The 12,834-nt window shown below is 37.4% G+C and carries 9 protein-coding genes and 1 pseudogene; 3 read left to right on the top strand and 7 right to left on the bottom strand.

Annotated features, from left to right (window positions below; all coding sequences use genetic code 11):
• Positions 1–66: 66 nt before the first annotated feature.
• Positions 67–344 (top strand): annotated as a pseudogene (locus tag V7127_RS02035) (transposase); the annotation flags it as partial.
• A 324-nt stretch (positions 345–668) separates the two neighbouring features.
• On the opposite strand, the gene V7127_RS02030 reads toward V7127_RS02035, so the two are convergent.
• Positions 669–2,711 (bottom strand): prolyl oligopeptidase family serine peptidase, encoded by a 2,043-nt coding sequence (locus V7127_RS02030; RefSeq protein ID WP_335483145.1) that lies wholly within the window; start codon positions 2,709–2,711, stop codon positions 669–671.
• A gap of 580 nt (positions 2,712–3,291) precedes the next feature.
• Positions 3,292–4,986 (bottom strand): peptide ABC transporter substrate-binding protein, encoded by a 1,695-nt coding sequence (locus V7127_RS02025; protein WP_335483143.1) that lies wholly within the window; start codon positions 4,984–4,986, stop codon positions 3,292–3,294.
• A gap of 279 nt (positions 4,987–5,265) precedes the next feature.
• Between V7127_RS02025 and V7127_RS02020 the strand changes: the two genes are divergently transcribed.
• A complete protein-coding gene (locus tag V7127_RS02020) occupies positions 5,266–6,345 on the top strand; it encodes a M24 family metallopeptidase (protein WP_335483141.1) in 1,080 nt (359 codons plus the stop codon).
• Between the two features lie 45 nt (positions 6,346–6,390).
• Positions 6,391–7,497, top strand: a complete 1,107-nt coding sequence (locus V7127_RS02015) for a M24 family metallopeptidase (protein ID WP_335483139.1) — start codon at positions 6,391–6,393, stop codon at positions 7,495–7,497.
• A gap of 54 nt (positions 7,498–7,551) precedes the next feature.
• On the opposite strand, the gene V7127_RS02010 is transcribed toward V7127_RS02015, so the two are convergent.
• The 5 genes from V7127_RS02010 to V7127_RS01990 form a co-directional block, all read right to left on the bottom strand.
• Positions 7,552–8,268, bottom strand: coding sequence for an ABC transporter ATP-binding protein (locus V7127_RS02010; RefSeq protein ID WP_335483137.1), 717 nt, complete (start codon positions 8,266–8,268; stop codon positions 7,552–7,554).
• Positions 8,265–9,035, bottom strand: coding sequence for an ABC transporter ATP-binding protein (locus V7127_RS02005; RefSeq protein ID WP_335483134.1), 771 nt, complete (start codon positions 9,033–9,035; stop codon positions 8,265–8,267). The genes V7127_RS02010 and V7127_RS02005 overlap by 4 nt, the downstream gene beginning before the upstream one ends.
• 30 nt (positions 9,036–9,065) lie before the next feature.
• Positions 9,066–10,043, bottom strand: a complete 978-nt coding sequence (locus tag V7127_RS02000) for a branched-chain amino acid ABC transporter permease (protein ID WP_335483132.1) — start codon at positions 10,041–10,043, stop codon at positions 9,066–9,068.
• Between the two features lie 2 nt (positions 10,044–10,045).
• Positions 10,046–10,951, bottom strand: coding sequence for a branched-chain amino acid ABC transporter permease (locus tag V7127_RS01995; RefSeq protein ID WP_335483130.1), 906 nt, complete (start codon positions 10,949–10,951; stop codon positions 10,046–10,048).
• 206 nt (positions 10,952–11,157) lie between these two features.
• Positions 11,158–12,315: a branched-chain amino acid ABC transporter substrate-binding protein gene (locus tag V7127_RS01990; protein ID WP_335483128.1), complete on the bottom strand. Its 1,158-nt coding sequence runs from the start codon at positions 12,313–12,315 to the stop codon at positions 11,158–11,160.
• Positions 12,316–12,834 lie beyond the last annotated feature (519 nt).

The raw sequence follows: 12,834 nt of genomic DNA, 5'->3' as shown, positions 1-12,834 counted from the left end.
TCGAGTTTGCCTACAGTCTTTTTTCATTTACAATATTTAATAAGAGATATCTAAAGGTGATGGATTATGATGAAGAGAAACAATAATACTGAAAGAGACCAATTAGAAGTGATCGCTATTGACCAACTAGTACCACAAGATCATTTGGTACGTAAAATTGAATCAGCTATTGATTTCTCTTCATTTATCCATTGGTTGAAAATCTCTATTCAACAGTTGGCCGTCCGAGTATTGATCCTGTTGTGCTGATTAAAATGACTTTTATTCAAAATATATTTGGTATTCGTTCTATGAGTCAAACAATCAAAGAAATTGAAACGATCGTGGAATATGATCGATATTTTTTTCTATGAAAATATAAAAATTTTAAACTTAAGTGGACATTGATTCTGTTATTTTTTATAAATGTTTCTAATTTAAGGGCTAAGCGGACACAAGGTACGCTATATACGAAAAAACATAAGGAAATCACTACTTTAATACAAAATAAAGGAACCTATGTCCTCAAACATAAGGAATTTCCTTATTTTGTAGCATATAACGGAACTGGTGTCCGCGCTAAACTTATAATGAAATGTAAATCGAGGCTGGATTCATATCCACGCCTCGATTTTATAGTTTCCAAATTGAAGGTCCTCAAGATTGCTATATATCTTCCTTTGTCATTCTTAAACCCCCAAATGATTAAACAAAAATGCATAAATATCAGTATGCTCACCAATAATTTTTTCAACCGGTTTTCCTAATCCATGTCCAGCACCTTTTTCAATTCTCAATAATATTGGGTTAGATGAGTCTGGATTGGCCACCTGCAATGCAGCTGTGAATTTCCGTGCATGTGCAGGAACGACACGGTCATCTGAATCGGCAGTTGTAATTAAAATAGGAGGGTATTGGAAACCTTCCTGAATATTATGCAATGGCGAATAGGCATACAAAACTTCAAACTCTTCACGTGTACCTTCTGGATCTCCAAATTCCGTCACCCAAAATCTGCCCACTGTAAACTTTTGGAACCTAAGCATATCTAAAACAGGCACATTACAAATAATTGCACCAAAAAGTTCTGGACGCTGAATCATACAAGTAGCTACGAGCAATCCTCCATTGCTGCCTCCCATGATCGCTAATTTTTCAGAGGTTGTGTAGCCCTCAGAGAGGAGGTATTCTCCCGCGGCGATAAAATCATCGAATACATTTTGCTTCTTTTCCTTCATGCCAGCTTCATGCCAAGCAAGTCCATATTCGCCCCCGCCGCGAATGTTTGCAACAGCGTAAATGCCGCCATTCTCAAGCCATAATAAATTGGAAGCCGAGAATGAAGGAGTTAAGGAGATATGATATCCACCATAACCGTAAAGAAGAACTGGATTTTGTCCATCTCGTTTCATTCCCTTTTTATAAGTTAAAAACATCGGCACTTTTGTACCGTCTTTAGATTGATAGAAGACCTGCTCCGTTTTGTAATCGGAAAGATCAAGTTGAAGAGAAGGTGTAAATATAGTCTCTACTTGACCGATTTCAAAGCTATATTTATAAATGGAAGTTGGCGATAGATAAGATGTGTAGCTAAAATAAAGCTCGTTCCCTTCCTTTTTTCCACCAATCTCAACGATTGTTCCTAATTCCGGCAGAGGTATTTCCTTTACAAACTCACCTGACAGAGTGAAAAGCTTTAATACATATGAAGCATGGCGAATGTAAGAAACGACTAAATGCCCTCCAACCATTTTAATAGTAGAAATGGAATCATCGGTCTCAGGAATAACTTCAGTCCAATTCTCACTCTCTGGAGCATCTATTGAAAAACTAATGATTTTCCCGTTTGGAGCTTCTTTATCTGTGAAAAAGTATAATTGCGTATCTTCTATGCCAATGTAGGAATAGAGGGCATCTCCGTTTTGTAATAGCCACTTAAACTCGCTGTTTGGCACGGTTAAATCTTTATAAAGATATCTGCTTAAATGTTCGGTGCCTCTGCCTGCATAAAGCATTAGATAAGAGTTGTCACTTGTGATCGTAGGATAGAACACCATTTGTTCATCTTCTGGGTATTCAAATACAACCTCATCTGCCGTTTGCTCTGTATTTAATGTATGCCAATACACTTTATTAAAATGATTTTCGTCATTTAATTCATTTTGTGCTTCTGGGTAACGGTTATAATAGAAACCTTTCCCGTCCTCCGACCAAGCAATACTAGAAAACTTGCACCACAAAATCTTTTCGCGATAATGCTCTATAGTTTCTAAATTTAATATTTTAAATTCCTGCCAATCGCTCCCCTTTTCAGAAAGAGCATAAGCGAGCAGCTTTCCATCTGAATGAAATGAAAGATTTGTAATTGCGATTGTCCCATCATCAGCTAAAGAATTAACATCAAGAATGACTTCCTCTGTTTCTTCAACTGCCTTTAAATCTTTCGCACGGTAAAGAGTAGGCTGGTTACTCGAACCGCTATTTTTTAAATAATAATAGAAATCTCCATGTTTTTTCGGAACAAAATATTTCGGATAATTCCATAGATCCTTCAATCTATCATGAATTTTATTCCTTTCTGGGATTTCCTCGATATACTGAATCGTAGCGGCCATCTGTTTTGCGTCCCATTCCTTCGTTTCTTCCAGCTCAGAATTCTCTAACCAGCGGAAAGGGTCCTTAACAATCGTGCCGTGAAAATTTTCTTCTATTTCGGTTTTTATTGTATTCATTAATGAAGCCTCCATTTTAATTAGATCATGTACAAAAAATGCAATTCACATGCCAATCCAATTTTAATAGGTTAGTAATAAGCTTTAGATAAAAATTTAATAAAGCTCATTTCTCTAAGCGATGATTTAGAACTTATAAGTTTTTTAAAAAATATTTTGAATCATTAAATGAATTTTTTCAGTTTTGGCACAAAAATTGCAATAAATACAATAACGTCATTTATCTTTATTGAATACGTGTTTGTATGTACACCCTATAAAAAACCAATTTCAATCGCTTATCTGTTTAATATTGATATATACCCCCTATCTTTTTTTTTGAAAGGCATACTATATAAATGTATGCCTCTTTTTTTGTTATTGCGGGGGAAATAGAAGTTCTGGATGTAATGAATAACAAGCGCAAAAATATAAGCGCTTTGTTCTTTGATCCAACTATTCTCCTATCATATACGTCTATTTATTGCTGTAAGTTGAATTCGGTTGGGCAAACCTTTTTCATTTGAAAACAGCTGAAGAAATTTTTTTTCTTCAGCTGCTTTATTTTGCGGGAATTATCGGACAGTCCGTTTAGTTCATATTATTTTCCTTCAATATACGTCCACTTATAGCTGTACGTTGTATTTGGAAGGGTGACGAATCCTTTAACATATGGTTTTAAAAGGTATGCTTCACTTGCTTGATACATCGGTGAAATAACTACATCTTTTTCAATTAGGATTTGTTCAGCATCTTGGAGATTGTTAAATCGTTCTTCAATATTAGTAAAGTCTACCTGAGCCTTTTTCACTAACTTGTCATAATCAGCACTTACATAGCTTTGCCAGTTGTATGGACCGTCTGAAAGGTGAATTGACATAAAATCAGTTGGATCGGCAATCCCGCTGCGCCAGCCGGAATGGCTCATATCATATTCCTGTTTGCCTTCTAACGCAAGCTTTTGTTTATTAGGCTGTTGGTTGATATTGAGAGTTAATCCCGGTAGGTTCTTTTCGAGTTGGTTCTTAATATATTCTGCTACGGACTTGCGCTGGCCGTCATCATAGCTTAAAAATTCTAGTTCAACTTTGTCAGTGCCGAGCTCTTCTAAACCTTTTTGCCAATATTCTTGTGCTTTTTCTATTCCTTCATCATTAAAGTTTCCGTGTTTGCTTCTGAAATCACTTCCATCTGTAACGGTTACCATTTTTTCCGGAATTAAGTAGTAAGCAGGGATAGAGCCGTTTTTAAGAATCAATTCTGCGGCTTCTTTCTTATTCCAGCCCATATCGATTGCTTTTCGGATATTCACATTGCTTAAATATTTGTTTTGAAGGTTAAAGCGGATAAAATACATTTCCCTTTTTATTAAAGATTGAAGATCTGGATTGCCTTGGTAAAGATCAACAAATTCTGATGACAAGTTTGTCATGTCGACAGAACCAGAATCGTACAGATTTACACCAGTAGAAACATCTTTTACAACTTTGAAATTAATTGTTTCAATCTTTACATTTCCTGCATCCCAGTAGGTAGGATTTTTCTTAAGCACCCATCCTTCTTCATGTTTCCAAGAATCAAGAATAAATGGGCCATTATAAATTAAGTATTCTGGTTCTAATGCATAATTGTCGCCTTGCGAATTCAAAAATTCTTCATTTTGCGGGTAGTAAAGAGTATTGTTTAACGTATCTAGAAAATAAGGAATCGCATGTGCTAATTGAACTTCAAGTGTAAAGTCATCAATCGCTTTAACACCGAGTTCTTCTACTTTACCATAAAGTTCATGGTCTTTATTTTGAATTTCTACTGCGTTCACGATACTGTCCATTTCATAGGAGTGAGGTGAAAGGGTGTCTGGGTGAAGTGCTCTCTGCCAGCCGAATACAAAATCATGAGCGGTTACTGGCGTACCATTGCTCCATTTTGCATCATCCCGTAAATGAAAGGTGTATGTTTTGCCATCATCGCTAATTTCATGATCCTTCGCTATTCCAGGTACGAGTTTTTGGTCTTGGTCCTCTCGGTACAGACCTTCATAAAGATTTAACATCATCGTGCCTGAAATACCATCGATCACTCCATTTGTCTTTAATGTAGGAATTTCATTTGCGGCATACAAATTTAACGTTTGTTCTTCTGTAGCAGGTGTAGAAGGTTGATTAGTCTCAGTTCCTTTTGTTTCTGGTGTTGATGATGGCTTGCTCGTTTCATTGCTTTTTCCATAGCAGCCTGTGAGGGCTAAAACGATAAGAAGAGAAAGAATGACAGTTATTGCAGTTTTTAGTTTTAACAAAATAGACTCCCCCTTTTTAGAATATTCAAAAATATATTGCAAGAATTGTGCCAGTACATAATTTCTTTAATTGATTAGTGGATTCTGAAAATTGTGAGCAATTCATTTAACTGTGTTTAAAAAGTTATACATAAGTTGTCAAAAAATTTTGAATGTGTAAAAAATAATAAAACCTTAAATGAAAAACAAACCTATTAATTTATAAATTACTCTCGTTTTTTTATGGCACAAAAATTGCATTAATATTTAATTGAATCTAAAACTTGAGGGGGAAAAAGTATGCATAAAATTAATAGACTCCGAGAGAAGTTTAATGAATTAGGTGTAGATGGAATGATGATCGTTCATCCAGTGAACAGATTGTACATGTCTGGTTTTACTGGAAGCAATGGGGTACTTCTTATTACTGAAACAGAAGCAAAGCTTATTACCGATTATCGCTATTTTGAACAGGCTCAAAATCAAGCAAAGGACTTTGAAGTTGTTTTGCACGCAGGGCATACAGGCCATAAAGGGAAAATCTTTGAAGAAGTTGTTGTCCAAGCGAATGAAATGAAGATTAGTAAGCTCGGTTTTGAGCAAGAGCATTTATCTTATGGGCTATTTAGTAGAAATGAAACATTATTCTCTGCTGAACTAGTGCCAACTTTTGAAGCAGTCGAGAAGATTCGTATGATTAAAACGGAAGACGAAATTAAGAAATTGCGTGTTGCCGCGGATATTACTGACAAAGCGTATTTACATATTCTAAATATTATCCGGGCTGGTATGTCTGAGCTGGATGTAGCAGAAGAACTTGGAGCATTTATTAAAAAACATGGCGGCACAACTACAACATTTTCTCCAATCGTTGCATCCGGATATCGCTCCTCATTGCCACATGGACGTGCGAGTGATAAAATTATTGAAAAAGGCGATATGATTACAATTGATTTTGGGGCCAATTACGAAGGCTATTGGGCCGATATTTCTAGGGTTGTTGCAATTGGAGAGCCGGTACCTGAATTAAGAAACCTTCATGATGTTGTGCTGACTTCATTCGAAAATTGCGTTGCTCATTTACGTCCGGGGCTGACTGACAAAGAGGTCGACTATTTAATGCGTGAAAATATTATTAAGCACGGGTTTAATGAACAATCAGGAACTGGCACAGGTCATGGAATTGGGATAGAGGTTCATGAAGCCCCGTTATTCTCTGTATTAAAAGACAAAGTATTAGAGGAAAACATGGTAATAACCGTTGAGCCTGGTATTTATTTAAAAGGCTTAGGCGGAGCGAGGGTAGAGGATGTTATCCTAATTACCGAAAATGGCCGAGAAGTATTAACCCCATCAACGAAGGAGCTAGTCATTTTATAGCCCTAAGCTGTGTGAAATAATATAAAATGTAAGGGATGACAACTTATGCAAGAACAATATCAAAGTAGATTAAATGAGTTAAAGAAATACTTAGAAAATCAAAATGTCGATGTAGCGATCATTAAAGATCCGAAAAATGTTTTCTATTATACAGGTTTCAATTCTGATCCTCATGAAAGATTTATGGCTTTAGTCATGGATATTAATAAGGGAGATCAATATTTATTTGTTCCTGCCTTAGATCGGGAAATTGCAGAAAATGATTCTTTTGAAAAGAGGATTGTAACGATTTCTGATGAAGTAAATCCATATAAAGTTTTAAAAGACACGATTGGTGAAGGTGTTCATACAATCGGCTTAGAAACAAAAGTTATTTCTTTATATCACCATGAACAGCTCAATCTCTTTTTCTCTGATTTAAACTATAAAAATATTGGAGATTTTATTTCCCAGCAAAGAATGAAAAAGTCTCAAGAGGAATGCAGCAAGATTCAGACTGCCATTCATGTGATTGAAAAAGTAATGGCTGAAGGAATTAAGAAGGTCAAAGCTGGTATGACAGAGCAAGACTTTACGGCAGAATTAGAGTTTCTTATGAGAAAGTTTGGAGCAGCGGGTCCTTCATTTTCAACGATTGTTTTATCAGGAGAAAAAGCATCCTTACCACATGGAAGTCCAGATCAGAAAACGATCAATCAAGGCGACTTTTTACTGATTGATATGGGTGTCATTGTGGATGGCTATTGCTCTGACATTACTCGAACATTCGTCATTGGTGAGGAAACTGCGAAACAGAGAGAAATTTATGATATTGTTCGAAAATCCACAGAAGCAGGCGTAAATGCTTGTAAAGCGGGTATTCGAATTGGGGAAATTGATATTGCAGCCCGCAATGTAATTAAAGAAGCTGGCTATGGAGAATATTTTAATAACCGTGTCGGGCATGGTTTGGGGATTGATGTGCATGAAGAGCCTTCAGTCCATGAAAATAATGATTTAATAGTAGAAAGCGGGCTCCTGTTTACAATTGAGCCAGGCATTTATATTCCGGGATATGGCGGAGTACGGATTGAGGAAAATGTTTATATTGATGAAGCTGGCAATGGAAAGCTATTAACTTCATTTCCAACAGAATTGATTCGTATTGGCTAAGTTTCAAAGCAAAAAACCAGCATCGTGCTGGTTTTTTTGTTTTAAAGATCCATCTCAAGCTCCCAAATACGCTTTAATAATTTTATCATCCTCCCGGAGAACATCAGCTGTATCATGCATAACAATATTCCCAATTTCAATTAAATAGCCTCTATTGGCAAGACGAAGAGCAGCTTTTGCATTTTGCTCAATTAATAGAATGGTCGTTCCTTGCTTGTTAATTTCCTGGATAATTCTCATAATCTCTTGAACGATAATGGGAGCAAGCCCCATCGATGGCTCATCAAGCATCAACAGCTTTGGATTTCCCATTAGACCGCGGCTGATAGCAACCATCTGCTGCTCCCCTCCGCTGAGTGTGCCTGCTAACTGCTTAGATCGTTCCTTTAATCGTGGAAACAGGTCAAAAGATCGTTCAATTCCTTCTTTTATCCATTTCTTGTCCTTTCTAAATGTAAAGGCGCCTAGCTCTAAATTCTCAGTAACGGTGAGGCCGCCAAAGATCCGTCTTCCTTCAGGGACATGAATAATTCCTGATTCGACAATTTTATGCGGCTGAACCCCGACAATACTCTGATTATTCCATTCGATATTACCTGATTTTGGCTTAATCAATCCGGATATCGTTTTAAGGGTCGTACTTTTGCCTGCTCCATTGCTTCCTAGCAATGCAACAATTTCCCCTTCATTAATTTCCAAATTTATATTATTTAGTGCATGAATTTTCCCATAGTAAGAATTTACGTCCGTCAGTTTTAGTAGAGGCTTCAAACGACTTCCTCCTTGCCCAGGTATGCTTCAATGACCTTTTCGTTATTCAGCACTTCCTCAGGGGTGCCTTCTGCAATTTTACAACCATAATCAATAACCGTAATATGCTCGGAGATTTGTTTAATCAATGCCATATCATGCTCAATCATTAAAACCGTAATATTAAATTCGTCGCGAACTCTTCTAATCAGCTGAATTAAATATTGCTTTTCTTCAAAGTTTAGCCCTGCAGCCGGCTCATCTAATAACAATATTTTTGGTTGGGTGGCCAATGCTCGGGCAATCTCTAAATAGCGTTGGGCTCCATATGGGAGGTTCTTTGCAGATCTTTTCATATATTTGGTGATCCCTGCAAATTCAATGCAATCCATGGCAACCTGTTCTATTAATCTTTCTTCTTCTTTTTGGCTTTTTGTTTGAAACAAGGCACCCCAAACGGCCTGCTTCGTACGGCAGTGCATTCCAGACTTTACATTATCCAACACAGATAAGTTTGGAAACAAACGAAGGTTCTGAAATGTCCGGGCCATTCCTAAAGCCGTTATTTGACTAGGTTTTTTATTGATTAAGCTTGTCCCGTCCAAATTAATTTCTCCGCTGGTCGGACGGTAAAAACCAGTAATCATATTAAATACTGAAGTTTTTCCAGCTCCGTTCGGTCCGATAATACTGGATATAGAGTTTTTTTCAACAGTAAAGGATAAATCATTTACGGCAAGTAATCCTCCAAACTGAAGCTTTAAGTTCTTTACGGTTAATAAAGACATTCAATGGGCCCCCTCTCTTTCGAAGTAGAATTAAATAGATATGGTGTGTTTTGGGTCATTCGTTTTTTCATCATCGTCTATATCGGCCACATCCTCGGTTCCGTTTTTAGATGGCCATATTCCTTGCGGACGGAAGATCATCATAGCCACTAAGGAAACCCCGAATATTAAATAGCGCCAATCGTCTGCACCGCGCAGAACCTCTGGAAGAACGATGACTAGTACAGCACCAATCACAACACCTGGAATACTTCCAAGTCCTCCTAATACAACGGCAAGAAGAATCATAACTGATTGTAAAAAGCTAAAGCTTAAAGGGGCGATTGCACTCATTTTGACAGCGAAGATAGAACCGGCAAAGCTTCCGATAACGGCTCCAGAAGCATACGAAAGCAATTTCAGCCGAATTCGATTAATCCCCATAGCTTCTGCGGCATCCTCATCCTCACGAATATAAATCCATGCCCGTCCGATCCTTGAACGCCCTAATCTGTAAACAGCAATTATGGAGAGGATGGCGACAACTAATATTAAATAATAAAAGTCCTTTTGTGATGACAAAATATAGCTGCCAATGGCTGGCCGAGGAATACCATAAATTCCAGAAGCTGACCCGGTAATTTCCAAATTGGTAGCTAATATTTTTACAATCTCACCGAACCCGAGGGTAACGATGGCTAAATAATCACTTCTTAATCGGAGAGTCGGAGTTCCAACAACGACACCTGCGATAACTGCGCAAAGGAACGCTACAGGAAGCGTCAGCCAGAAGGACCAATGATAAGTGGTCATTAGTATGGCAGTTGTATAAGCTCCAACAGCAAAAAACGCGGCATAGCCTAAATCCAGCAGGCCAGTATATCCGACTACTATATTCAATCCTTGCGTTAGAACAACATAAAAAAGTACAAGGGTTAAGACATCTAACCAATAACTATTCAGAAAAAATGGAAGAACGAATAAGGCGATGATGGCCAGCAAAAGGGATTGTTTCTTATACTTTTTCATCACTACATCCTCTCCATTTCTTTTGCTCCCAGTATGCCTGTAGGCTTAAATACTAAGAATAGGATGAGAATTCCAAAGGCAAGTACATCTTTCCACGATCCGCCGAGGTAAAAGGTGCCGAAAGCTTCGATAATCCCAAGAACTAGACCTCCAAGCATGGCGCCTGTTATATTTCCAATTCCACCTAGAACTGCTGCTGTAAAGGCTTTAAGGCCAATGATAAATCCCATCATAAAGTTAATCGTTCCGTAGTAGACGCCTGACATGATTCCGGCTCCGGCAGCCAAGAATGCACCAATAAAAAATGTAAGGGCAATGATTCGATGTACGTTAACGCCCATTAAGCTGCAAGCTGTTTGATCTAAAGCAATGGCACGCATCGCCTTACCGTAAATGGTTTTATCAATAAATAAGCGAAGACCAATCATCAATAGTGCAGAAAGTACAATCATCCCTATCTGAGCAAAAGAGATTTGCGCTCCTAAAAACTGAAGTCCATCATTTGGCAGTTTAATAGGGTATACCTTGTAAGAAGCACCCCATCCGATCATAGATGTATATTCCAGTGATAAGGACACACCAATTGCTGTAATTAAGATTGACAGCCTAGGGGCAAGCAACAGCGGCCGATAGGCAATTCTCTCAATACCCATCCCTAGCAGTCCAACAATTGCCATCGTAGCAATGAAAACAATGCCAATACCTAATATTCCGGTATTAAACCCGCCATCACCCGTAAATAAAGAGAGAAGGGTAAACCCGATAAAGGCACCTATCATATAAAGATCGCCATGGGCGAAATTTAGCAGCTTAATAATTCCATATACCATCGTATATCCTAGAGCAACTAAGCTATAAAAGGCACCTATTACCAATCCATCAATTAGTATTTGTAAGAATATATCCATTATTATTCCGACTCTCCTCTGTGCGTAAATTTGGCGGATGTCTGAAGTGAATTTGGTGCTGTCCCACAAGGGGCGACCTTAACAATGCTTAACGTATAACGATAGACATTTAATTGTCGGCCCCTGTTATGTATAAGACAGCCCAATGCATATAAGAGGAATATGAAACGCTTGACCTAAAGTTTATACGTTCCAGTGATTTTTACTTATTTTTCCAAAGTGAAATCTCCACTTACTACTTTCATTACATGGTAGTTCGATTGATTTAGAGAGTTTTGGTCATTGAATTCAATCACTTGGCCGATGCCTTCGAAGGCTTTCGTTTCCTTTAGTGCTTTTCTTACATCTTCGCTATTTGTTGAGTTGGCTCTCTTTAATGCATCAGCTAATAGATTCATTCCGTTATAAGATAAAGCTGAGAATGGACCAGGTGATAAGTCGTTGTACTTACTCTTATATTCTTTAACAAACTCATCGGCTCCAGGAATAAAGTTCGCCGTAGGAGTAGCTGTTACTAATAAGCCATCTGCATTATTAGCTCCAGCGATATCGATAATATCTGGTGAATAGCTGCCATCTCCAACCATGAAAGATCCGGAAACGCCTTTTTCCTTAAATTGCTTGAGCATTAGACCGCCAGCTGCATAATAGCCGGTAAAAAAAGTACCATCAGGGTTTAGCGATTTTAGCTTAGTCATTAATGAGCCAAAATCTTTTTCTTCAGGATTAATAGCTTCGAAGCCAATGACCTTACCGCCATTTTCTTCAACAGATTTCTGAGCAAAATCAGCTAAGTTTTTTGCGTAAGCTGAGTTATCATGAATGATGACAATGTTATTAGCACCTTTGTCCTTGAAATAGTCAGCCCCTGTTTTGGCCTGATCAGGAACTAAACCATTAATTAGAAATAGGCCCTCATAGCCCTGTGCTGGTAATTCTGATGAATTAGCTGCTGCAACAATCATAGGGATTTTGGCGTTATTGAAAACACCTGATGCTGGCAATGTAGATCCAGAACAATATCCTCCAACAACTGCAGTTACTTTCATGGAAACAAGCTTATTCGCAGCTGTTGTGGCCATTTGAGGATCACAGGCATCGTCAGCCACTTCAAGCTTTAATTTTTTTCCATTAACTCCGCCATCATTATTTATTTTCTCTGCTGCCATTTGCATAGCGTTTAACATGTCTTTTCCGTCAGTTGCATTATTTCCTGTTACCGGCAAGAGGACACCAACTAAAATTTCTTCGGAATTGCTTTTTCCTCCACCAGAACTGCCTTCACTAGAACAGGCACTTAGGAAAATAGAGAGGACGAGCAATAGACCGATTGCTATCATGGAATACTTTTTCAAATGAAACACCCCTTTTATTTTTTTCTTTTCCAACTGATTTTTGGCTAAATGATTTTACAAATAAGGATAGAAACGAACTTTCACCTCCTTTAAAACTAGTTTCTTACTTCAAAGAAAAGGGAAAGCTTACTGCTCATTTGTGTGAGGAATGCTAAGATGTTATGATTTAGCCCTTTCTTTACTACTTCGATGATGTGTGTGAGGAATTGTAAATGATAGAAAAACTAGTGTATGTCTGAAAGTATATAATCTTCGGAAAATAATTACTAGTATAAATTTTGTTAAAGCGTGACTTTCTTAGTACATCTATATCGTTTTATGCCATTGGATTTGTCAAAGATTATAGACACTTTATAGGGAATTAGTGATAAAATTTTACTTTTTATATCCTATTGTCAAATAATTCAGACATCGATTAGCGGAATGTGTAAAAAAAATTTTACAATGAAATTTAACAAAAATTTTCTTATAAAAGTAATATTGGTTGTTTAATATTCAGCAGTTTTTAATTTACTACGTATGCCATTA

The organism is Bacillus sp. JJ1773 (assembly GCF_036962035.1).
Lineage (GTDB): Bacteria > Bacillota > Bacilli > Bacillales > Cytobacillaceae > Cytobacillus.
The sequence above is the reverse complement of the archived record's forward strand: the minus strand, read 5'-3'. Positions and strand labels throughout refer to the sequence as shown.

Excerpts from the sequence above, each read along its gene's own strand:
- V7127_RS02030 (WP_335483145.1), bottom strand. The coding sequence starts at position 2,711 with ATGAATACAATAAAAACCGAAATAGAAGAAAATTTTCACGGCACGATT.
- V7127_RS02020 (WP_335483141.1), top strand. The coding sequence starts at position 5,266 with ATGCATAAAATTAATAGACTCCGAGAGAAGTTTAATGAATTAGGTGTA.
- V7127_RS02015 (WP_335483139.1), top strand. The coding sequence starts at position 6,391 with ATGCAAGAACAATATCAAAGTAGATTAAATGAGTTAAAGAAATACTTA.
- V7127_RS02005 (WP_335483134.1), bottom strand. The coding sequence starts at position 9,035 with ATGTCTTTATTAACCGTAAAGAACTTAAAGCTTCAGTTTGGAGGATTA.
- V7127_RS02000 (WP_335483132.1), bottom strand. The coding sequence starts at position 10,043 with ATGAAAAAGTATAAGAAACAATCCCTTTTGCTGGCCATCATCGCCTTA.
- V7127_RS01995 (WP_335483130.1), bottom strand. The coding sequence starts at position 10,951 with ATGGATATATTCTTACAAATACTAATTGATGGATTGGTAATAGGTGCC.